Here is a 23,117-nt window from a genome sequence, read left to right as displayed (position 1 = left end):
TCACTCGTCTCCAATGGTGGCGATGCACTTGAGTTCAATCGCGATGGGCGTAGGCAGCGCGTTGATTTCCAGCGTGGTGCGGCACGGCGGGTTGTCCTTGAAGTACTCCGCCCACAGCCGGTTGTACGTGGGGAAGTCCCGCTTCATGTCCGTGAGGTACACCGTCACGTCCACCAGCCGCTCCCACGACGAGCCCGCGTCCTCCAGGATGTAGCGCACGTTGCGGAACACGGAGTGGCACTGCGTCTCGATGTCGTACGAGACGATGTTCCCCGCCGCGTCCAGCTCCACGCCCGGGATGGCCTTGCTGCCGCGCTCGCGCGGGCCCACGCCGGAGAGGAACAACAAGTTCCCCACACGGCGCGCGTGGGGGTAGAGCCCCACCGGCTCCGGGGCCTTCTTCGAATCGATCCGCTCGCCAGCGCTCACGTGTCGCTCTCCCCGCTCAAAGCTTGATGCAGACGTTCTTGGGCTCGGTGAAGAAGCGCAGCGCGTCCCAGCCGCCCTCGCGGCCCACGCCGGACTCCTTCACTCCGCCAAACGGCGTGCGCAGGTCGCGCAGCATCCAGGTGTTCACCCAGACGATGCCGCTGTGCAGCCGGGACGCGAACCGGTGCGCGCGCGCCAGGTCCTTCGTCCACACGCTGCCCGCCAGCCCGTAGCGCGTGGAGTTGGCCCACGACAGCACCTCCTCCTCGTCGTCGAAGGGCATGATCGTCGCCACCGGACCGAAGATCTCCTCCTGGTTCGTGCGGCACGTGGGCGCCAGGCCCTCCACCAGCGTGGGCTCGATGAACCAGCCGTTCGCGCAGCGGCCGGGCACGCTCGCGCGCTGGCCGCCGGTGAGGATGTTGCCGCCCTCCTGCTTCGCGAGCGCGATGTAGCCCATCACCTTCTCGAAGTGCTCACGCGACACCAGCGCGCCCTGGTCCGTGCCCTCCACCAGCGGGTCGCCCACCTTGAGGGCCTTCGTGCGCGCGACCAGCGCTTCCTTGAAGCGCGGATACAGCGAGCGCTGCACGAAGATGCGCGGGCCGCACAGGCAGATCTGCCCCTGGTTGGCGAACGACGAGCGCAGCGTGGTGGCCAGCGCCTCGTCGAAGTCGCAGTCCGCGAAGATGACGTTGGGGTTCTTCCCGCCCATCTCCAGGGACAGCTTCTTGAACACGGGCGCGGCCACGCGGGCGATCTCCGCGCCCGTGCGCGTGCTGCCGGTGAAGGAGATGGCGCTCACCTCCGGGTGGCGCGTGAGCGGCCCACCGACGTGAGGCCCCAGGCCGTGCACCAGGTTGAGCACGCCCGGCGGAAGCCCCGCGTCGCGGCACACCTGCGACAGGAGGAAGGCCGTCATCGGCGTCACCTCCGACGGCTTGGCCACCACGCAGTTGCCGGCCGCCAGCGCGGGGGCGATCTTCCACGTGAGCAGGTACAGCGGCAGGTTCCACGGCGAGATGCAGCCCACCACGCCCAGCGGCGAGCGCAGCGTGTAGTTGAGCGCCACGCCGTCCATGGGGTGCGCTTCACTGGAGAACTGCGTCGCCGCGTCCGCGAAGAACTCGAAGTTGAGCACGCTGCGCGGGATGTCCACCGTGCGGGCCACCGCCAGCGGCTTGCCCGTGTCGATGGACTCCGCCCGCGCGAAGGCGTCCAGGCGCTCGTGGATGAGCCCCGCGATGCGGCGCAGGTACCGCGAGCGCTCCATCGCCGGCAGGGCGGCCCACGCGGGGAAGGCCCGGCCCGCGGCCTCCACGGCGGACTGCACGTCCACCTCGCGTGAATCCGGCACGTGCGCGTAGAGCTGGCCCGTCGCGGGCTCCGGCTTGTCCAGCCACTGGCCGCCCGCCGCGGGCACCAGCTCACCACCGATGTAGTTGAGGACCTTCTCCAAGGCGCGCCCTCCTCAGGGAGACGCGGCAATGTATGTCGCGGCCGTCCGCCGCCTCCAGGATTCCGAACAGTCCGCGTCGGATGGCGCTCGCTTGCGCGGCCGTCTGGCTCCCAGCGTCTCCGGGACCCGCTCCACAGGTGAAACCTTTGTGGAATTGCGGGCCGGGCATGGAAAAGATTCGCGCATGACCTCGACAGTGGATGTAGCAGCCCTGGCTGGAATCCTGGACGCGGCGCGGCGCGAGCGGCGAGAGGTGCCGCCCCTGTCGCATGCGCACCCGACCCTGACCGTGCCGGACGGCTACGCGGTGCAGGCGGAGGGCATCCGGCTGCGCGAGGCCCAGGGCGAGCGGGTGGTGGGCCTGAAGATGGGCTTCACGTCGGAGGCGAAGCGCCAGCAGATGAACCTGGGCTCGCCCATCTTCGGCGTGCTCACGGACCGGATGCGCGTGCAGCCCGGCGGCGTGGTGAGCGTGGGCGCGGGCATCCACCCGCGCATCGAGCCGGAGATCGCCTTCCGCACCTCGAAGGAGCTCAAGGGCGCCGTGACGCGCGATGAGGTGCTGGACGCGTGCGACGCCGTCTTCGCGGCCATGGAGGTCCTGGACTCGCGCTTCGTGGGCTTCAAGTACTTCAGCCTGCCGGACGTGGTGGCGGACAACGCGTCGTCGTCGCTGTTCGTGCCGGGCACCCTGGAGCGCGCCCCGCGCGAGCTGGACCTGACGAAGCTCCAGATGCGCATGGAGGTGAACGGCAAGGTGGAGGGCGAGGCGCGCTCGGACGCCATCTCCGGCGACCCGGTGGTGTCCCTCATCCAGCTGTGCGCGCTGCTCGCGGAGCGCGGCCAGGTGCTGCCCGCCGGAAGCCTGGTGCTGTCCGGCGCGGCCACCGCCGCCTACCTGATGAAGCCTGGCGACCACGTGCGCCTGACCGTGGACGGGCTGGGCACCGTGGAAGTGACGGCGGCCGAGTAGAGGCCTCACTCAGTACAGCAGGCCGTCCTTCGGCTGGAGCGGCGGAGGCAGCTCGGATTCACCCAGCATCTGCCGCAGGTTGATCTCGATGGTGCGGCACAGCGCCGTCATGGGCGTGTCGCTGACGGCGTCCTCGAAGGGGTTCTCCACGTCGCGGCCCACCGCGTCCAGGGCGATGAAGAGGAACGCGATGATGGCCGTGACCAGTGGCGTGAGCACGCCCAGGTCCGCGACGACGCCCAGGGGCAGCATGGCGAGGTAGGCGCGCACCATGGCGTGCGGGAGGATGTCGTACTGGCGGGGCAGGGGCGTGTTCTTGATGCGCTCGCACGCGCCCAGGTAGTTGGTGAGCTCCGTGAGCGTCTCATCCATCGACACGCGCATGTAGACCTTCTCCGGGTGCTCGATGTCGCTGTAGATGCGGCGCATGCGCGTGCCCATCCACAAGAGGATGGCGGCGGGCACGTTCTGCTCCACGCGCAGCGCCTCCAGCACGGACGGGCGGAAGAACGGGGTGATTTCCGGGAAGGGGTCCTGCCGCCGCAGGTGGCAGCGCAGCGCGTTCACGAAACCTATCTGCGCGTAGACGAGCTCGCGCGCGTCCTCGGTGATGCCCTCGAACATGCTGGTGATGCCCCGGGGTGTCTCCACGCCCGGGTGGAGGAACGTGGCCAGGTTCGCGCGGGGCGCGCTCGGGCCGCGCAGGTCGCGCGCCTGACCGAACTGGTCGCGCACCGCGCCGTCACCCACCTTGGACCAGGCGGGCGCCAGCGCGGGCCCCTCCGGCTGTACGGCCACCTGGACCAGGCGGGATGCGGCGGAGGGCGTCTCCGGGGTGCCGTCGCTGCGCTGGGCGCGGGGCGCGGGCAGGAAGGTCAGCACCTGCCGGGCGAGCGTCCGCGACGCGTTCACCAGCCCGCCCCAGATGGTGCGCGCCTCCCACCAGCGCTCGTAGGCGGAGTTGTTGCGGAAGCCGAGCAGCACACCCAGCGCCGCGGCCAGCAGCGTTACCGGCAGCGCCGGCACCGACAGCCACTTGGCGTTCAGCGCCTCGTAGCCCAGCGAGATGGCCAGCGCGAGGGCGATATGGACGACGACGGGGCGCCCCGTGTAGCGGAGGATGATCCGCCAGGACAGCATCCGACCGACGATCATCTCGCGGGGCTCCTCTGCATCCCATGTGCTGCGTGAGGAGTTGGATGTAGTGATGCCCCCGAGGAGCGGCAATGCGCCGCGTCACCTTCGCGCCCTCCGTCCGGCCGCGAGTCCCCTCCGCACGCCCGGGGAGCGTGCGGAAGCGGACGAAAGGACGCGTGCGCCCGTCAGGCCCGCGACTTGGAGAAGACGATGCTCGCGCCCGTCCCCGGCACCGTCACGGTGAAGGTGCGCTCCACGGTGGCCAGGCCGTTGCCGCCGCGCGACGCCAGCTCCAGGAAGAACGCGCCCGTGGTCTTCAGGTGGAAGGACTGCGCCCACGACTCGGATAGCGCCTTGAACGCGCCCTTGAAGACGGACGGCGAGCGCTGCTCGTTGTTGCGCAGGTCCAGCAGGCCCGCGCGCAGGTCGCGCCACTTGGACACGGTGCCGGGGTTCTTCTGGATGACCTCCGCGAGCGTCAGCATGCCGTTGCCCAGCTGCCCTTCGGTGTACGCGAAGTGCCCGACGAGCGGATGGTTCTTCAGGTGCGCGGCGGCCGTCTTCGCGGCGTCGGCGGCGGACCAGTTCTGCTCCAGGTACGCCCTCCATAGGGGCGCGTAGACGGACTCGCGCACGGCGGGCCGGTCGCGGCACGGCACGCCGTACCAAGGCAGGGCGCGGGCCAACGCGCGAGCGAAGGCGGCGTGGGCGTCCGGGTCCGCTGCGTGGGTGATGACGTCGCGCAGCGTCCGGTTGTCCAGCTTCAGCTCCACCCGCGTCTCAATCTCCTTGCCGCCGGACGCGTCGCGGATGCGCTTGAGGACCTCCTCCTCCTCGGCGTCATCCAGCGCGCCCCAGACGATGGCTTCGTCCACGGCCTGGCGCAGGTCGTGGTCCGACAGCTTGCGGGCGTCATGGGCCAGGAGCAGGTACAGGCCCAGGTCGAAGTCCGCCACGGTGGGCGACTTGCGGAACTCCGCCATGTCCGCCTTGAAGTCCGCGGTCCAGTGCATGTACGGCGTGAGCAGCGTGCCCTTGTAGCTGCGCACGCCCAGGAACGAGACGCGCTGGGGCGACTCCTTCTCCAGGCTGTTGCGCTGCACCACCTGGTTGAGCTCGCGTGTGTCGCTGCCGCCCAGCGCCCACTTGCCCAGCTTCAGGGAGAAGCCCCAGGCCTTGGACTCCTTGTTGACCTCCTTCAGCAGGCACTGCTCCAGCGCCATGCCCGCGGCCTGCATGCGCTGCATCGCGCTGTCCATGCGCCCGGACACCAGCAGCGGGTGCAGCGTGCGGGCCTGGGCGTCGGTGCACACGGTGGACAGGAGCGTGGTCTGCTCGCGCAGGCGCAGGTATTCGTAGCGGAAGCCCGCCTCGAACTTGGACTCGGCCAGGGCCTGGACGCGCGTGCGCACGTCCGTGCGGAGCTTCTCCCACTGCGTGCGCAGCGCCGTGGTGTTGGCCTCCAACTCCCCGAAGCCCAGCCGGTCCAGGATGATGCGCAGGACCTTCGTCTCGTTCTCCGACAGTTTGTGCGCTTCCAGCTTCGTCATCAGGGAGTCGAACTCGGACAGCGGCACCGACAGGAGCCCTTCGAGCACGTGCTCCACCTGGGAGACGACGGCGGCCGGGTCGGTGAGGCTCGCCTCCACGTGCAGGCTGGCCGTCACGCCCGCCTCGCGCGCCACCACCTTCTTCACCTGCACGCGCACCTGACCGGCCGCGGGGCGGGAGAAGACGACGGCGTAGTCGTCCACCACCTTCACCCTGGCGGACACGGTGGCGCCCGCCTTGGCCTCGAAGGCGACCATGGTGCTGGCGGACAAGAGCTTCGTCAGCGTCTGGAGGTTGGACGTGTAGACGTCCGTCCAGTCCAGCGTCGCGGTGACGGACAGCTCGCCGCGCGCCTGGAAGGCGATGGCGTCACCCACTCCCAGCTTGTCCAGCGACGACGTGAGCAGCGGCAGCCGCAGCTCCGGCGCGTCCTTCTTCAGCGCGGCGCGCGCGTTCGTGTCCTGCGTGTGCCGGTGGTAGTCCGCCAGCAGCACGCGCACGTCGCCGTTGGCCGCGAGCGCCACGTAGGGCAGCGGGAAGCCGACGTCCGCCTTCACGCGCGCCTCCACGCCGTACTTGAGCCACGCCTGGTCGCCGCCATGGACGAGCGCCGGCGCCAGCTGCGTCGTCGCGTCGCCGGGGGCCTCACCGACCACGCCCGCCGCGTCCACGTCCGCCGGGGCGTCATAGCCTTCCACGAAGCCGCGAGCGGACACGTCGAACGCGAACGTCAGGGAGCCCAGCTTCTCTCCCGCGGGCAGCGCATAGCTGGCGGTCGGCAATTCCACGCGGATGTCCGAACCCTTGAGCGGCGCATCCGGCAGCACCTTCGACACTTCGTCCAGCAGCACCAGCTTCCACGACATGACGGCTCCCTCCCCGACGTCCACGGATAGGCCGCATCCTACATCGCCGGTCCGACGTGGGAGGCCGGACGTGAAGCATGCGCGAGCGACCCACCAGGGCGTCGCCCGCGCCAGCCGAGGCGCGGAAACCTGTCCGACAGTCGGACAGGTTTTGGAGGACCGGGTCCAGGGCGTCGCCCGCGCCAGCCGAGGCGCGGAAACCTGTCCGACAGTCGGACAGGTTTTGGAAGACCGCGTCCGGCGGGAGGCTCAGGGGATCATCTGGCGGGTCAGCGTCGCCGGGCGCGTGGAGCGCGTCAGCGGTTCGTTGCCCAGCCATGCCACCGTCACGGCATTGACGTCCTCCAGGCCGGAGCCGTCCGGCAGGAAGACGTAGAGCCGGTCTGGCGGCACCGCGCGGGTGTCTCCCACGCGCCGGCCGTTGATGAAGATCTCGGGCGATGACGCGCGGGCCAGGTGGCCCAGGGGCTGCTCGGTCTGGACCTCGATGGCGACGGGCTCCTTCGCCTGGGCGAGCAGCGCCGGCCCGGCCAGACGGGTCAGCTCCGCGTCCCCGCGTATCCGGCGGGCGGACACCCGCAGCACCTCTACTGGACGGGGCGCCGGAGGGTCGGCGCGCAGCGGGGCCGGCTGCACGGCGGGAGGCGGAGTCGTGGGCGGACTCGCGGGCTCCTCCGCGCAGGCGGCCAGGGACATGCACGCCACGGCCACGAGGAGGCGACGGCTAACGGGAGAATTCGACGTCGTCGACATGGATGTCTCCAGTGGAAGGGCTGTTGAAGCGCAGGCGCACGGTGTCGATGTTGTTCAGCGTCACCCCGTTGCCGTTCATGATGAAGGTGTGCAGGGGGATGCGCACGGTGGTGAGCACCATGTGCTGGAAGCCCCAGTTGACGTACGGGTGCGTGTACGGCTTGGGGATGTCGTCGAAGAGGACGGTGGAGGTGGCCTTGGTGTTGCCGCCGCCCACCAGCTCCACGCGGAAGTCCTGCGAACCGGTGGCCGGATTCAACGGGGACACCCGCTGGGCCACGCGGAAGGACAGCACCTCGTAGGCGGAGGCGTCTCGCTGCCCCACGGGCACGGTGAAGGTCGCGGTGGCGGTGCCGGCCGTCCAGTTCGCGCGCACGACATCCGTCTGGTGCGGTGAGGGATTCACCACGGTGGACAGGGTGATGGCGCCGCCGGGTGTGAAGGCGCTGGCCGCGCCGCTGTTGAGCCGCGTGTGCACCTTCTCGTGGTGGGTCGTGTAGATCTTGAAGCCCGCCGTGGACGGGAACTCGAGCGTCCCGCGCAGCATGTCCGCGTAGACGGTCTCGTTCCTCAGGTGCAGGCGCGTGAAGGCGGACAGCCAGGCCTCGCCGATGCGCTGCTGATCCACCGCGGGGATGTAGTCCTGGCGATTGTAGGTGGAGTCATCCCCGTACGGCTCCGGCTCCGCGGCCCACACGGTGTTGAAGAAGTTGTGGTTCGCGCCGTACACGTAGATGGAGCTCTTCGTGCCCAGCGCGCGGTCGTAGAGCTTCGCGCCCTCCAGCGTGGTGATGTCGCCGTCCGCCGCGGGCAGGATGACGAAGTACGGCACGCTCGCCGGCAGCACGTAGCCCTGGCCGTCCATGGGCGCGATGGAGGACACCGCGACGATGTTGAAGGCGGTGTTCTGCATATACGCGGACACGGACGCCTCGCCGCCGCGCGAGTGTCCCGACACCGAAATCCTCGTCATGTTCACCTTGCCGGTGAAGCGCCCCGCGAAGAGGTTCGGATAGCTGGAGTAGGTCGCGGCGTTGTTGAGGTGTGACCACAGCTCCAGGTGCTTGAGGATGAGCTGGCCGCGCTCGCTGATCCACTGGGGCGCGTTGCCGCTCAGGTCATACGCGTCGATGGAGACGGCGATGATGCCGTTGCTCGCGAGCGTGTCGAGCAGCCGGTTGTAGCCCTGATGGTTGGGCACGCGGCTGGTGCACAGCGCCGGGTCCTGGCTGTACGTGGTGCAGATGCGGTGGTTGCCGTGCTGGATGACAAAGAGGGGGAACGTGCCCGCCGCGGCGGCCGTGCCCGTGCCGTTGGCCACCGCCGGGTAGCGCACCACCGCGCGCAGGTCGACGTTGAGCGCCCCGCCGATGCTGGGGAAGAAGTCGTCGATGGAGTAGCTGTCCTGGCCCACGGCGTACGTGCCCAGCGCGTACGGATCCTTCCCCACCTGGAAGCCCATCTGGTTGGCGCCGTCCAGGAAGTCGCGCGCCTCGTGGTAGTGGCCGTCGGTGGCGAAGTCGGCGGGCGTGTTGGCCACGGTGGCGCCGAAGTCCACGACGACGTCGTACTGCCCCTGCACGAGCGGCGGGTGCCAGATGACGACGTCGGTGCCGTTCACGCACCCCGCTTTCACCTGCTGGATTTCGATGCCGCCCGACACGTCCGTGAGCGCGGTGTTCATGGCCCAGGTGGACACGGTGCGGTGGCCCACCACGTAGTAGGCCGCCCAGGTGCCGCCCGGATGCGCGGCGGGCACGTAGGTGGGATCGACGGCGCCCCACACGGGGTCGCCGGTGTCGGCGAAGGCGTCGGAGAACTCGAAGTAGGGGAAGGTGTTTTGCGGCCGTCCCGCGATGTCCATGGTGGGGCCGCCCACCGGATACGTGAGGTAGAGCACCAGCCCCGTGTCGATGCCGTAGGACACGACGTCGTTGGCGCCCAGGTGCCCCACGGGCGGCTGGAACACGGGCCGGCGCACGATGACGTCATAGGCCCCCCGGCGCTGGAGGTGCTCGCTCCACGCGGGCACGGTGAAGCGGCCGGACGCATCGGCGGTGACCTGCTTGGGCGCGGCGGTGAAGGCATCCCCCGTCACGTCCGCGAAGGCGTCCCCCACGCGCCACACGCGCTGGTTGGGGACGACGGAGACCTCCACGGGCTCACCAGCCTGGAAGCCGGAGCCCGTCACGTACAGGTCCCCGCGTCCCGTCTCGTGCGCGTTGAGCAGGCAGCCCGAGGACGTGGAGGGATACACGCGCGCCGGAGCCTCCGCGCGGATGGGGAGCTGGAACGAAGCGACGGGGTCACCCACGGTGAGCTGCATGGGCGGCACCTTGCCGGTGCGGTCCGTGGCCACGGGCTGCGCGGTGACGAGCAGCGTGCGGCCACCGAGCGCCGCCTGGGCACGCTCGAAGCTGGGGAAGCGGTAGGGCGAGGCGGGAGGCGCGGCGCGCTCCGGACAGCCCACGACGCCGGACTGGAACCAGAGGATGAACGGCGCCAGCGTGCCCTGGGCGTCGGTCGTCGCGCGCGCGAAGCCGACGGCCTCCTTCAGCGACGGGATGCGCTCGGCGTCCAGCGCGAAGCGCAGCTCGTAGACCGTGTCGGGGGTGAGGCCCTGCGCGCCGACGGTGAGCGAGTCACCCGCCGGCAGCGCGCTGAGGGCCTGCCCGCGGTCGTCCACGGGGAAGAAGGCCAGCTTGGCCTGGGAGAGGGAAGGGGGCTCCGTGCTGCCCAGGGCCGCGTTGGAGAACGCGGTGAGCAGCACGAAGGGCCATGCGAAGCGTTTCATGGAACCTCGGAGGGGGAGGGAACGGCTCCATGCGACTGGAGCGGCGCGCAAGCCGTGCACTCGCGGTGCCATGCGAGTACACGGTTCCCCTCGGAGGACGGTGGATGCGGCTGTGGCCTCCGGCGTCACAAGCCGTGACGGCCGCGGCTACAGCGTCACCGGCTCAGGGCACGTCGTGGACCTGCTGGAGCGCGGGCGCACCGTCCGCCTTCACGACCAGCGGGTCGGGCATCAGCCCCTGGATGCACGAGCGGATGTCGGCCCGGGTTTCATCCACGGGCTTCAGCACCAGCGACGTCGTGCGCGTGGGGAGCGCGCGCGGCCACTGGCCCTTCTCCGCGCGGGCCACGTCGACCTCCGCCAGGGCGATGAGGGCCTCGGAGCGCAGCGCGCGCAGCTCCATCGCCTCCATGTCCTCGGGCGACAGGCGCACCAACGGAGCCTCCGCCTGGCGGAAGTACTGCCCGGCCTTCCGGGCCTCCAGGGCCGCCAGCGAGCGGCGGCGCTCCTCGGCCGGTTGATCCGCCACGGCGAGGAGGCGGTCCGCGTCCTCCACCCACTGGCGCCACTGGAGCTTGCGCGACAGGGCTCCGGGCTGCTCGGGCGCGTCGAACCACGTGGGCGGCAGCGCGGCGCGGGTGTCTTCGGAGAGCAGGTCGCGGAAGGCGTGGAGCTGCGCGGCGACGGACTCCTCGTGCAGCGTCAGGGACACCGGCGGGAAGCCCTCGTGCAGCCGGGTGAGCTGTGAGATGGCCTGGCGCTTGCGGGCCAGGGAGGCCGCGTCGATGGCGTCCGCGCAGGCCCGCCACGTGCGTGCATAGCCGGCCGCGGACAGCCGCTGTCCCACGAGCCCACCGCCCAGGGCCAGCTCCCGGCTGAGCGCGAGCGTGTCCAAGCACGTGTCCACCGCTGGATCCGCCTCACCCCGCGAGACGAGCCGCCGCGTCTCCAGCGCAGCGTCCTCCATCACGCGGCGAAGCGCGTGGATCAGCGCGTCCCGCCGCGACACCTCCGGACCGGACAGGGGACGCAGGTCCTCCGGAAGGCCACCGGACTCCGCGTGGGTGGCGGCGAGCACCTTCCGCATCAGAGGCAGGCCCTGCTCCAGGGCTTCACGGCGGGAGGCGGGAAGGTCCGTCACCGGAGCGCGTCCCTCCGTCACGGCCTCCAGGGTCGCGGCCTCCGCCTGGGTGGGAGCCGGCGTTGCGCGGGCCTGCTGGAGCAGCGCGGGCAGGAGCGGAACCATCGCGTCCTCGAAGGTGCCGGGCCGCGTGGCGGTGATGTGCGCCGGACGCGGGTGCTCCGCGTGCGTCAGCGTGTTCACCTCACGCAGGAGCCGCTCCTCCAGCGCGTCGGTGCGCAGGTGCTGGTGCGCCAGCGCCCCGAGGCTCACGAGGACGGACAGGGACACGCCTCCCACGAGGGCGGGGAGGGGGCGCTTCAGTGCCATCGGGACGGGACTCCAGGAGGGGGACCTGGAATGTCGCACGAAACGCCGGAACCCCAACAGCCTCCCACGGAGTGCGCCGTTGGCTGGCGAGCAGGAGGCCCACCTTCAGGTCATGGCGCCTGTCAGGTCCTCTACCGGGCAGGCACGCCCAGGCGGCGCAGCAGGATGTCCGCCAGGTCGCGGGCCTGCGAGCGGATTTCCGGCACGGCTGTGGTTTCCCACAAGTCCCCGCGCCGCGTCGGGCCCAGTGTGAAGAGGTGGGCGGAGGGCTGTCCGCGTGCGTCCAGCACCTCGCCGTCGGGCGCCGTCGCCAACCCCATGCCCAGCGAGTCCGCGCGGGCCTGTCCCGCCTCCAGCAGGCCGCGCAGGACGGGCTGGCTGCGCGAGGCCGGGTTCGACTCAGGCCCGGTGCAGTTGATGACGTGCTGCACGCGCAGCACCTGGGGCTCGCGCTCACCCCGGGGGCGCAGGTGGACCGCCACCGCGTCCGGCTCCAGCTCGAAGCGGAGCACGCGGGCCGCGTGGAACACCAGCCGTCCGTCGCGCCGCCACGCGTCCATCACGTCGTGGATCTCCGGCGCCATGCGGTGGCGGTGCACCTCCCAGTACGCCCGCAGGTGGCGCAGGAACCGCCGCCGCTCCGGCTCCGACAGCCGCTGCCACAACGGCGTCGTCACCGGCCGCAGCGCGTCCACCGCCGCGCGCCAGTCCGCGCCCGCCGCCGCCTGCGCGTCGACCTCCTGGCGCATCGTGCGCAGCACGTCGCGGATGCGCAGCGTGCTGAACGGCACCACGCTCTCCGCGGAAGGGGACGCGGCCTGCGTGGCGGTCTCCGCGTCGCGACAGCGGTCCATCTCCCGGCGCACCGAGCGCAACAGCTCGCGGATGCGCAGGGGCTCCGCCGCCGCGGGCGTCTTCGCGCCGTGCGCGCGGTGCGGGTATGGCAGCAGTCCGTGGCGCGACAGCGCGTGCACCGGGCCCTGATGACCGCGCTCGCCCAGCGACAGCACCGTGTCCACCATGGTGAGCGCCGTGCCGATGAGCAGCACCGACTCACCGGCGCCGATGCCCTCCAGCGCCCCGGGCACCCACGGCGAGCGGTGGTAGCGCGCGCTCGCGTACAGCCCGCCGTCCGGCACGCGCAGGTCCGCGGGCATCGCGTTGCCCAGCGCCAGCACGGCGCACTTCGCCTCCAGGCTCTGGCCGCTCGCGAGCGACACCTTCACGCCGTCCGCGGTGTCCACCACCGCGGTCACCTCGTCGCGCGGCGTCTCCAACTGCACGCCCGGCGCGGCCTTCGCGGCGGTTTCCTTCAGCACGAACTCCAGGTACTGGCCGTAGCGGCGGCGCTCGGCGAACGTGGACGGCGGTGTGTCCGGCGCCTCCAGGCGCAGCCAGCGCAGGAAGTGCTCCGGGTCGTCGACCCAGGCGCTCATGCGGCCGGCCGGCACATTGAGCAGGTGACGCGCGCTGGTGGTGGAGTACGCGACGCCCCGCCCCAGGCGCTCCCCCCGCTCCACGAGGGCCACACGCAGGGGCGAACGGGCGCCCCGCAAGAGACAGGCCGCCAGCAGCGTTCCGCTGGCGCCCGCGCCGATGATGATCACGTCCTGCCGGGAGTTCACCGCGCGATTCTAGGGCCGCCCCCCCCGGATGCCATCCCTCCCGAGCGTCATCATCCGCTCGGACTGTCCGTCGGCCCACGGCCCCTGACCCTCCGGGACCCACCGTGGGACAGCGGGGCCCGGCGGACCTCAAACCGCCTGGCGTGCCTCGGGCTCCGCGGGGAGGGAAGGGGCAGGGGGCGCGACCGCCAGCCGCTCCCCGATACGGGTCAGTCCCTCGCCATCGCGGGCGCGCGCATGCACCCGCGGATAGTCGGCGAACGCGGTGCCCAGCCACCGGTCCAGCACCACGGTGTACAGGCCGTAGTGCCCCTGGTAGCGCGCATGGTGCAACGCGTGAAACGTGGGGGTGAAGAAGACGCGGCCCACCCAGGACGTCACGAAGCGCTTCGGCAGCCACTCCGTGTTGCCATGCCCGAACGCGTTGAGGACGTAGTTGGTCAGCATGTACGCCAGGACGCCCACCTGCGAGCCGGGGAACAGGTGCATGGCCGCGAAGTGCAGGCTGAGCCCGCCGCTCATCAGCACCACCCGCTCCACCACGGAGAACGACAGCGCGGTGAGCGGCTCCGTCACCTGCGCCACGTGGTGCTGCGCATGGAAGCGGTAGAAGCGCGGCAGGTGCAGCAGCCGGTGCGTCACGTAGAACCACACCTCGAAGCCCACGAACATCCACGCGTACGACCACAGCGCCGTGGACAGGCTGAACGGCGCCATCAGCGGCCCGGTGAAGGAGCGGAAGGCGCCGATGAGCACCGCGTCCGTCAGCACCACGCCCACCGCCGCCAGCGCCTCGCTGCGCAGCTGCCCCTTCGACAGCTCCCGCCGGTACACCCGGAAGCGCTCCGCCAGCCGCGTGCGCCATACCCCCCAGCCGCCCGCCACCGTCAGCAGCTTGAGCGTCCCGGAGATGAGCAGGACGAGCAGGAACACCCTCGTCGGCGACGGACTGTCGGGCAGCAGCATCAGCATCACGGACCTCGCGAAGGCCAGCACACCCCCGGGCCAAGCATGCCCGGACACCCCATGGATTACTGCCCGTCCGGGTTTATTGTCAAATCTGACAATAGCGCGGGCGCGTTGAACGAAGGGGCCCGGTGGCTAGGATGCGCCGCGATGGCACCCAGGCGTCCCCAGGGTCGGGCCCCGGCCCGGCGCACCTCCACTCCCCGTCGTCCCGCGAAGCCCGTCGCGTCCCGGAAGCGGCGCACCCCGGAGGAGGCGCGCGAGGCCATCCTCCAGGCCGCCGAGCCGCTGCTCGTGGAGCAGGGGCCGGACCGGGTGGGGCTTCAGGCGGTGGCGAAGGCGGCGGGGGTGAGCCACGCGCTTGTCACGCACTACTTCGGCACCTACGAGGCCCTGGTGCGCGAGGTGCTCCTGCGCCGCAACGAGCTGCTGGCCGCGTCCTTCCGGGAGCACCTGCTCGCGATGGACGCGCCGCCCGACGCCGGAGTGCTGCTGGAGCGCTTCTTCACCGTGGTCCAGCAGGGGCAGCACAGCCGGCTGATGGCGTGGGCGCTGCTCACCGGCCGCGCTGAGCACATGCCGCTCGTGCGCGCGCAGGGCCTGCGGCTGTTGGCGGACGCGCTGGAGTTCCAGTCCGGCCGCGTGGCGGAGGCGCAGGGCACGCCGCCTCCCTCGCGCGACACGGTGGACATGACGCTGCTCGTGGCGCTGTGCGCGTCGCAGTGGTTCCTGCTCGCGCGGGAGGCGCTGCTGCCCGTGATGGGCCGTCCGGCGGACGCCGCGTCGGACGCGCGGTTCCGCGAGGTGCTCGGCGGGATGCTCCAGCGGTCGCTCGGGATGAAGCCGCCCGGCGGAGGCTGATCAGGTCCAGTCGGCCTGCGAGCGCTGCGCCTGCACGAAGGCGCCCGCCACCGGCAAGGTCACGCGGAAGACACTGCCCCGGCCGGGCGCGCTCTCCATCGTCAGCGTGCCGCCCAGCGAGGTGACGATGCCATGGCACACCGCGAGCCCCAGCCCCGTGCCCACGCCCAGCGGCTTGGTGGTGAAGAAGGGGTCGAAGATGCGCTCGCGGTGCTCGGGCTCGATGCCGCAGCCGGTGTCGCGCACCTCCACCAGCACGAGGCCGGGCTCTCCGGGCCGCGCCACCACGCGCACCTCGTTGCCCTCCGCGTTCCCCGGGGAGATGGACTGCGCCGCGTTGAGCAGCAGGTTCAAGAACACCTGCCCCAACCGCGAGCCGTTGCCCTGCACCGGCGGCACGCCGTCGCACTCCACCACCAGCCGCGCGCGGTGCCGCAATTCGTGCATGGCCATCTTCGCCGCCGTGCGCACCACCGCGGCCAGCTCCGCGGGCCCGCTGCCCACGTCCTCCGCGCGCGACAGCGTCTGCAGGTCGCGCACGATGAGCCGGATGCGCTCCGCGCCGTCGCGCGTCTCCGCCAGCGCCTCCAATATCTCCTGCCGGTCCTGCTCCGACAGGCGCTCCTTCTGCTGCAGCTCCTGGTGGATGTACTCCAGGTTGCTCAGGATGAAGGCCAGCGGGTTGTTGATTTCATGGCCCACGCCCGCCGCGATGCGCCCCAGCGCGATGAGCCGGTCCGCGAAGAGCAACTGGGCCTGCGTCGCGTGCAGCTGCTCCAGGCTGCTGGACAGCTTCGCGTTGGCGGCCTCCAGCGCCGCGGTGCGCTCGCGCACCGTCTCCTCCAGGAGCCGGTTGTCCGAGCAGGGCGTCTCCACGGCGCACCGGGTCTTGGAGCCGGGGCCCAGGCGCTCGAAGGCCTGGCGGAGCGTGCCCCGCCGCCGCGTCATCGCCGCCAACCGCCCGACCTTCCCTCGTAACGTCATCGCGGCCCGCTCCACCCACATCCATCCGCGGCCGTCACCGCTCCTCGTGGCGGGGGTCCCTGCTTTCGGGAACGGCCTGTGGAAGACCATCCAACACCGCCGCCCCGTGCCCGGCAAGGTGTGCGCGAGTACGTGATGCTGTCGAGCGGACACCGCTTGGGTTTCACGTCCCGACTGTCATTTTCCACTGGGGATTCGGGCGCGCGGGAGGAGCTCACCGCACGCCCGGAGGCATCTGGACACGCGGCCGGGGTGGGGCCGAGGTCGTCCATGCCAGCGCGCTTCACCACTGGTTCATCAGGTGCGGTCGCTTCAGGCGCCGCAGTCCGCGCGGCAGCTGTCCGCCGTGGTGCCGGAGCCCGCGTGCTCGGTGAACTGGCACACGCCGTCTCCGCAGCGGAACAGCTCCGTGGGCTTCACGCGCGTGGTGATGGCCGGGTACGTCTTCCCGTTGTACGTGCAGTGCGTGTAGTAGGGCTGGCTCGGGTCCGCCTTGGTGCAGAACTGCGAGCAGCTGCCGATGTTGGTGATGGGCGCGCAGGAGTCCGCCTTCAGCGACAGGCCGCACGCGCGCGTGGAGCTCTCCGCCGCGCTGAAGTCACGGTCGCGCGCGGCGAACAGGCCCTCGTTGGTGAAGAGGTTGCCGAAGAAGCACGCCTCCTTCGCGTTGAACTGCGACAGCTCCTCGGCGGAGTAGGGAATCGCCGCGCCCTCCGCCGTGCGGCCCAGCACGGACAGTGCGATGTGCAGGCCGTACTTGTTCGCGTGCGCCGCCAGGCACGCGCTCACCGCCTGCTGCTCCGTCACCGTCGCGGCCTTGCCCGTCGCCCAGCCCGGCGCCAGGCCCAGGCTGCCCGGCCACGTGTACTTCGCCCCGGTGGACGTGGACTGGAAGGTGCGCGTCTGCCCCTCGGGCACCGCGCACTTCACGATGTACGCCATCAGCATCGGCGCCGTGTCCGCGTTCTGGCTGAACCACTCGTTGAAGCTCTCCGTGGTGAGCCCGTTGACGGTGAGCCCGTTGACGGTGAGCCCGTTGACGGTGAGCCCGTTGACCGTCAAGCCGTTGACGGTCAGCCCGTTGTCCACCTGCTGCGCCTGATCCACCGACACGGGATCGGCTCCCAGCACGGCGTCCTCCGGCATCGCGCCACCGCAACCCACGAGGGCGAACAGCGCCCCCGTCATCAACACCGCCTTGAGGGGTTGGCGTGAGGCAACTCGGTTCCACCACTCGCTGCATCCACTTCCAGGCCGAAAAGCAGGGGTGAGGCGCATTTGGGGGCTCCCGCTCGAGGGTAGTCGGAGGTCCGACTTCCAGAATGTCAGGCAGTCCAGGCTTTCAGCTAGAAAGGTGCTGAAACTGTCAGACAGGGGAATCGTGACGGATTCAGGATCCAAAAGAAATACGTCTTCGTCAAAAAATTATGGTGTGGGTCCAATTCTCACGGGGCCAGACGTGTGCCGGTGAAGGGCATGGAACCACAGGACACAAGTGGGATACGGCGGGGGAGGAGGAGTGCGGGGACGGCGGGAACGGCCTACTGCTGAGGAGGACCTTCAAGGAACCGTGACGCGGGACGCGTGATGGCGAAGCCACCGGGGTCCCTTACGTTCCAGGTTGCCACATGCGTGACCGGGCCGCCTACCACCTCTGCCTCGCCGGAGTCGCCGCGTGTCTCTGCTTCACCATGGTGGAGGCAGAGGTGGACGCGGGCGTGGACGGCTTCGGCCAGACGCTGCGCCTCGGCTTGCAGTTCTCTCAGGGGCTGGAGGGCCTGGGCGGGCGTGGTGCCGGCGGCCAGGGGCCGCACGCCCAAAAGCGCGGTGCCCGTCTGGAGCGCCAGGGTGAAGCTCTCCGCGCGCAGGCCCTGCTCCAGCGTGTCCATGACGTTGGCGAGCGCGGCGTAGGTGGTGTCGTCGTCCATGTCCGTGGCGGGGAGCACCACCTCCGCGTTCACGGCCAGCACGAGCCGCGTCTGGCTCTCCACCTGGTTGGGCTCTTCCGTGGCTTCGCGCAGCGCGGTGAGGAAGGCGTTCACGCTGGGGTAGCGGCGGGTGGCGTCCTTGTCCAGGCACCGGAGCACCACCGCGTCCACGGCGGGGGACACCGGGGCCTTCACGCTGGGGCGCGGAGGCGGGGCCTCCAAGTGCATGCGCTCCAGCTCCAGGCGATCATCGGACTGGAAGGGGTAGCGGCCGATGAGCAGCTGGTACAGGAGCACGCCCAGCGCGTACACGTCCGTGGGCGGCCCGATGCTGCCGCCGCGAAACTGCTCGGGCGCCATCGCGTGCGCGGTGCCCAGGCGCTGGCCCGCGGTGGTGAGCCCCTCCTGGCCGGGCTCCTGCTGGATGAGCTTCGCGATGCCGAAGTCCAGCAGCTTCAGCCGGGGCTTCTCCCCCTCCTCCACCACGAGGATGTTGCTGGACTTCAGGTCCCGGTGCACGACGCCCGCGCGGTGCGCCGCCTCCAGCGCGCCGCAGATGGGCTCCAGGTACGCCAGCGCGCGCGACGCGGACAGCCGCCCACGCTCCTGCACCACCTGGCTCAACGTGCGCCCGGAGAGCAGCTCCATCACGTAGTAGGGGCTGCCGTCCGGCATCAGCCCGAAGTCGTAGACGTCCACGATGTTCGGGTGGTGGATCTGATTGACGACGCGCGCCTCGCGCACGAAGCGCTGGAGCATCTCGCCCTGGTCCGCCAGGTGCGAGTGCAGCACCTTCACCGCCGCGTGCCGCCCCAGGATGCGGTGCTCCGCCTCGTAGACGCTGCCGTGGCCGCCGGCCGCCAGCATGGACTTGAGGACGTACTCACCTGCCAGGGTGCCCGGCCCGCGCTCGGGACGGGGAGGTGTGTCGTGCCCCTTGTCCGTGGCGTTCGCGTTCGCGCGTGCCTGGATGCGGAAGGTGCTCTCGGAATCCACCGCCATGAATGCCCCGCACCCTACCATCCACGGGGTGGGTCGCGAGTGCCCGTGCCGGGTTGGCTGCCCCGCTTGCCTGCCTGGCCGTTCACCAGGAGTCAGGGTCCCTGTCCGGAAGGGGGTGGGGACGTTCATTGGAAGCCGTTGGGGTATGGTTGCGGTCCGGGCCAGGACTTCGGGCCCATACGGAGCGCGGCGTCATGCACGACAGGCGGCGAGGACACAGCCGGCCCGAGCGCAGGGGGACGTCCGGGGGCTGGCATACATGATGACGTTGGTGGACGAGCTCACGACCTGCGCGGGCCAGTCGGTGACGGCCCCATCCTCGACCGGGGCGTGCCTCATCCTCATCAGCACCACGACGCCGGCGGCCATTGGCAAGGCGTACCGGTTGGAGCCGGGTGAGCACGTCATCGGGCGTGGGTCGGAAGCGGAGGTGCGCATCGACGACCACGGGGTGTCGCGCAAGCACGCGCGCATCCTGCGCAAGTCGGACGGTTCGTGCCTCGTCACGGACCTGGAGTCCACCAACGGCACGTTCCTCAACGGCCTGCCGGTGTCCACCGCGGAGCTGCAGGAGGGCGACCGGCTCCAGGTGGGCACGGTCACGGTGTTCCGCTTCTCCCGGCGCGAGGTGCTGGAGCAGCGCGAGGAGCAGCTCAGGCAGGCGCTGTCCGCCGCGCGCGTGGGCATCTGGGACTGGAACGCGAAGACGGGGCAGGTGACCTGGAGCGAGCACGTGGACCGGCTCCTGGGCCTGGCCGTGGGCAAGCTGTCCGGCCGCGCCATGGACCTGGATGAGGTGGTGCACCCGGCGGATCTGCCCAGGCTTCGCGCGGGGCTGGCCACGGCGCTGCAGCAGCGCTCGCAGGTGGACGTGGAGTACCGCATCGAGCCCGCGGGCAGCGGTTACCGCTGGATTTCGTGCAAGGGCGACGTGCTGCTGGACGCGTCGGGGCAGCCCGCGCGGGTGACGGGCACGGTGATGGACATCACCGCGCGCAAGCAGGCGGAGCAGGAGCTGCACCGCCAGGCGCTCATCTTCGAGAGCATCTCCGACGGCGTCGTCATCACGGACCTGGCGGGCGGGGTCATCGACTGGAACACCAGCGCGGAGCGCATGTTCGGCCGCAGCCGCAAGGAGGCCATGGGCCAGACGCTCTTCAGCGTGCTGCACCCCGGTGAGCCGGACCGGCTGACGGGCGCCGTCCTCACCGCGCTGGAGGTGCACGGGCGCTGGAGCGGGGAATTGGAGTTCAAGCGCGCGGACGGCATGGCGTGCGTCTGCGAGTCCGTGGTGGTGCCGCTGCGCGACGCGGAAGGGCGCATCATCGCGAACATCATGGTGCACCGCGACCTGAGCGAGCGCCGGCAGCTCCAGGCGCGCCTGGTGGTGGCGGACCGGCTGGCCAGCGTGGGCACACTGGGCGCGGGCGTGGCGCACGAAATCAACAACCCGCTGGCGTACATGCTGGTGAACCTGCACCTCATCCGCGAGGGGCTGGACAAGCTGGAGGCGCAGGGCACGCCGTCCGAGCCGGTGGCCTCCATCCAGCAGCTGGTGCGCGAGACGACCGAGGGCGCGGAGCGGATCGCCACCATCGTGCGGGACCTGAAGGTGTTCGCGCGCGGCGAGCAGGAGTCGCGCCCCATGCCGGTGGACGTGCGCCGGTCGGTGGAGCTGGCGTGCAAGATGGCGGACAACGTCATCCGCCACCGCGCGCGGCTCGTTACGGAATTTGAACCCGTACCCGCGGTGGAGGCCAGCGAGGCGCGGCTGTGCCAGGTGTTCTTGAACCTGCTGCTCAACGCGGCGCAGGCGATTCCGGAGGATCCGTCCTCCGTCACCGAGCATGAGATTCGCGCCATCATCCGTCCGGGCGAACCGGGCAAGGTGGTGGTGGAGGTGCGCGACACCGGCGTGGGCATGACGCCGGAGGTGCTGGGGCGCATCTTCGATCCGTTCTTCACCACCAAGGCGGTGGGCGTGGGCACGGGGCTGGGGCTGTCCATCTGCCACGGCATCGTGGAGTCCATGGGCGGCTCCATCCACGCGGAGAGCACGCCGGGCCAGGGCAGCACCTTCCGCGTGGTGCTGCGCTCGGCGGCGCACGAGGTGGACCTCTACCCGCGGCTGTCGGCGACGGCGCCAGCGGGGGCACGGGCGCGCATCCTGGTGGTGGATGACGAGCCCAACGTGACGGTGGCGCTGCAGCGCTCGCTGGCCTCGGAGCACGAGGTGTCCACGGCGAACAGCGCGCAGGCGGCGCTGCGGCTGGTGAACGAGGGCGGCCGCTTCGACCTCATCCTCTGCGACGTGATGATGCCGGGGATGACGGGCATGGACCTGTACTTCGAGCTGGGGCGCTCGGCGCCGGAGCAGGCGGGGCGGATGGTGTTCATGACGGGTGGAGCCTTCACCCCGCGCACGACGTCGTTCCTGCGGGACGTGCCGAACCTCAAGCTGAGCAAGCCGTTGGACCTGACGCAGCTGCGCGAACTGGTTGGCCGCTCGGCGGAGGCGTCTCGATGAGCGCTCCCTCCGGGCACCCCGCCGCTCCTCCGGAGGTCGCGGCGGGGCCGGAGGCCCCTGGGCCCGTGGCGCCAGTGGGGAGGGGGTTCGCGGGGGCGGAGGTCTCCCAGGGCCGGGAGTGGACGGCCCGGTCGCTGGGGATGGGCCTGCTCATCGGCGCGCTGCTGGCCGTCACCAACCTCTACATGGGATTGAAGACGGGCCTGTGGGACTCGGGCTCCATCGCCGCGACGGTGCTGGGGTTCAGTGCCCTGGCGCCTTATGGGCGCAGGCGGGGCGTGCCCTACACGCCGCTGGAGAACAACCTCACGCAGACGGCCGCGGCGGCGGTGGGCGCGATGCCCGCGTCGGCGGGGCTGCTGGCCGCGATTCCGGCGCTGGCCCTGCTGGGCACGGGTGTGCCGGGCTGGGGCATCACGGTCTGGGGGCTGGTGCTGGGCGTGGTGGGCGTGCTGGTGGCGGGCTTGTTGCGGCGGCGCCTGCTGGAGCAGGAGGCCCTGCCGTTCCCCACGGGCATCGCCACCGCGGAGCTCATCTCCACGCTGCACGCGGCCCCTCCGTCCGAAGCGCAAGGCACGCGGACGGGAAGGGGCCGGACGCTGGTGGGCGCCGGCGTGGTGGCGATGGCGCTCACCTGGATGCGCGATGCGCGCGGCTGGCTGCCGGGGATGGTGGCGCTGCCGGGCCGCGTGGGCGGCGTCTCGCTGGAGTCGCTGACGTGGGGCGTGGGCATGAGCCCCATGCTGCTGGCGGTGGGGATGATGACGGGCCCTCGGCTGGCGTTGAGCATGCTGCTGGGCTCGGGGCTGGCGTGGGGCGTGCTCGCGACGCGGCTCCTGGACACGGGCCTGGTGGCGGGCGCGGGGTACGAATCGCTGTCCTCGTGGCTGATATGGCCCGGCGTGGGGTTGATGGTGGGCGGGGCGGTGATGTCGCTGGCGGCGCAGGCGAGGGACTTCCTGGGCGCGGTGAAGGACCTGCGCTCGGTGGGCGTGAGCCGGGGAGGGCTGCCCCGGTGGAGCCTGGGCGTGGCGGCGGTGGCGTGCGTGCTGGCGGTGGTGCTGGGCGGGCTGCTCTTCGGGCTGGGAGTCCCGTCGATGCTGCTGGTGCTCGCGCTGCTGGTGCCGCTGTGCGCGGTGTGTGCGCGAGGCGCGGGGCAGACGGACGTGTCGCCCGTGGGCCAGGTGGGGAACCTCACGCAGGTCATCTTTGGCGGAGTGCGGCCCGGAGAGATGTCGTCCAACGTGGCCGCGGGTTCGGTGGTGGCGGGCGCGGCGGCGCAGACGGGCGTGAGCTTGTGGTCGTTGAAGGCGGGGCACCTCTTGGGGGCGTCGGCCTCCCGGCAGCTCGCCGCGCAGCTGGTGGGCGTGGCGGTGGGCGCGCTGGTGGCGGTGCCTGCCTATCTGCTGCTGGTGGACACGTACGGGCTGGGGACGGCGGTGTTGCCGGTGCCCGCGGCGGCGCAGTTCCGGGCGGTGGCGGAGGTATCCGTGCGAGGCCTGGCGGGCCTTCCGCCCTACGCGGGCTGGGCCGCGCTGGTGGGCTTCACGGTGGGGGCGCTGTCGACGCTGGCCGCGAGGAGCCGGGCCTCGCGGTGGTTGCCGTCGCCGGTGGCGATGGGTATCGGCTTCATCACTCCCGCCTACTTCGCGGTGACGCTGTGCCTGGGCGCGGGGATGGTGATGCTCGCGCGGAGGTGGCCGAAGACGACGGACGCGCACGTCTCCTCGTTGGGCGCCGGAGCGCTGGTGGGGGAATCGCTGATGGGACTCCTCGTCGCGGCGACGACGGTGCTCTCGCGGTCGGTGTAGC

At 71.1% G+C, this 23,117-nt stretch carries 16 protein-coding genes; 4 read left to right on the top strand and 12 right to left on the bottom strand.

From position 1 onward, the window contains the following. On the bottom strand, window positions 1-429 hold the full coding sequence (locus D7X30_RS07480) for a RidA family protein (protein ID WP_014393721.1): 429 nt from the start codon (window positions 427-429) through the stop codon (window positions 1-3). A 16-nt stretch (window positions 430-445) separates the two neighbouring features. Then, window positions 446-1,888, bottom strand: a complete 1,443-nt coding sequence (locus D7X30_RS07475) for an aldehyde dehydrogenase (protein WP_120562152.1) — start codon at window positions 1,886-1,888, stop codon at window positions 446-448. A 184-nt stretch (window positions 1,889-2,072) separates the two neighbouring features. Here D7X30_RS07475 and D7X30_RS07470 point away from each other — a divergent pair, with 184 nt between their 5' ends. Next, on the top strand, window positions 2,073-2,861 hold the full coding sequence (locus tag D7X30_RS07470; RefSeq protein ID WP_120562151.1) for a 2-keto-4-pentenoate hydratase: 789 nt from the start codon (window positions 2,073-2,075) through the stop codon (window positions 2,859-2,861). Between the two features lie 9 nt (window positions 2,862-2,870). Here the strand turns inward: D7X30_RS07470 and D7X30_RS07465 are convergent, their stop codons facing one another. The 7 genes from D7X30_RS07465 to D7X30_RS07435 form a co-directional block, all read right to left on the bottom strand. Continuing rightward, window positions 2,871-4,016, bottom strand: coding sequence for a bestrophin family protein (locus D7X30_RS07465; RefSeq protein WP_120562150.1), 1,146 nt, complete (start codon window positions 4,014-4,016; stop codon window positions 2,871-2,873). Between the two features lie 167 nt (window positions 4,017-4,183). Then, the gene (locus D7X30_RS07460) at window positions 4,184-6,415 is read right to left on the bottom strand and encodes a hypothetical protein (protein ID WP_120562149.1); all 2,232 of its coding nucleotides are present in this window, start codon (window positions 6,413-6,415) and stop codon (window positions 4,184-4,186) included. A gap of 249 nt (window positions 6,416-6,664) precedes the next feature. Further along, entirely contained in the window at window positions 6,665-7,111 is a 447-nt protein-coding gene (locus tag D7X30_RS07455; RefSeq protein WP_147443131.1) for a hypothetical protein, read from the bottom strand. A 28-nt stretch (window positions 7,112-7,139) separates the two neighbouring features. Next, the gene (locus D7X30_RS07450) at window positions 7,140-9,962 is read right to left on the bottom strand and encodes a hypothetical protein (RefSeq protein WP_120562147.1); all 2,823 of its coding nucleotides are present in this window, start codon (window positions 9,960-9,962) and stop codon (window positions 7,140-7,142) included. 163 nt (window positions 9,963-10,125) lie between these two features. Continuing rightward, on the bottom strand, window positions 10,126-11,412 hold the full coding sequence (locus D7X30_RS07445) for a hypothetical protein (protein WP_120562146.1): 1,287 nt from the start codon (window positions 11,410-11,412) through the stop codon (window positions 10,126-10,128). A gap of 131 nt (window positions 11,413-11,543) precedes the next feature. Next, entirely contained in the window at window positions 11,544-13,037 is a 1,494-nt protein-coding gene (locus D7X30_RS43565) for an FAD/NAD(P)-binding protein (RefSeq protein ID WP_120562145.1), read from the bottom strand. Window positions 13,038-13,166: 129 nt separating this feature from the next. Continuing rightward, window positions 13,167-14,009 (bottom strand): sterol desaturase family protein, encoded by an 843-nt coding sequence (locus D7X30_RS07435; RefSeq protein WP_120562144.1) that lies wholly within the window; start codon window positions 14,007-14,009, stop codon window positions 13,167-13,169. Window positions 14,010-14,153: 144 nt separating this feature from the next. Here D7X30_RS07435 and D7X30_RS07430 point away from each other — a divergent pair, with 144 nt between their 5' ends. Then, window positions 14,154-14,864, top strand: a complete 711-nt coding sequence (locus D7X30_RS07430; RefSeq protein ID WP_120562143.1) for a TetR/AcrR family transcriptional regulator — start codon at window positions 14,154-14,156, stop codon at window positions 14,862-14,864. Here the strand turns inward: D7X30_RS07430 and D7X30_RS07425 are convergent, their stop codons facing one another. The 3 genes from D7X30_RS07425 to D7X30_RS07415 form a co-directional block, all read right to left on the bottom strand. Next, window positions 14,865-15,848, bottom strand: coding sequence for a sensor histidine kinase (locus D7X30_RS07425; protein ID WP_120562142.1), 984 nt, complete (start codon window positions 15,846-15,848; stop codon window positions 14,865-14,867). A 312-nt stretch (window positions 15,849-16,160) separates the two neighbouring features. Beyond that, window positions 16,161-17,036, bottom strand: coding sequence for a hypothetical protein (locus D7X30_RS07420; RefSeq protein ID WP_120562594.1), 876 nt, complete (start codon window positions 17,034-17,036; stop codon window positions 16,161-16,163). A gap of 353 nt (window positions 17,037-17,389) precedes the next feature. Next, a complete protein-coding gene (locus D7X30_RS07415) occupies window positions 17,390-18,778 on the bottom strand; it encodes a serine/threonine-protein kinase (protein WP_120562141.1) in 1,389 nt (462 codons plus the stop codon). A gap of 262 nt (window positions 18,779-19,040) precedes the next feature. Here D7X30_RS07415 and D7X30_RS07410 point away from each other — a divergent pair, with 262 nt between their 5' ends. Together D7X30_RS07410 and D7X30_RS07405 are read left to right on the top strand one after the other, a co-directional pair. Then, window positions 19,041-21,305: a PAS domain S-box protein gene (locus tag D7X30_RS07410; protein ID WP_199724228.1), complete on the top strand. Its 2,265-nt coding sequence runs from the start codon at window positions 19,041-19,043 to the stop codon at window positions 21,303-21,305. Beyond that, a complete protein-coding gene (locus D7X30_RS07405; protein ID WP_120562139.1) occupies window positions 21,302-23,116 on the top strand; it encodes an OPT family oligopeptide transporter in 1,815 nt (604 codons plus the stop codon). The genes D7X30_RS07410 and D7X30_RS07405 overlap by 4 nt, the downstream gene beginning before the upstream one ends. Window position 23,117: the final 1 nt, after the last annotated feature.

It is taken from the genome of Corallococcus sp. AB011P (assembly GCF_003611605.1).
Classification (GTDB): domain Bacteria; phylum Myxococcota; class Myxococcia; order Myxococcales; family Myxococcaceae; genus Corallococcus; species Corallococcus coralloides.
This window is presented reverse-complemented; position numbering and strand designations above follow the sequence as displayed.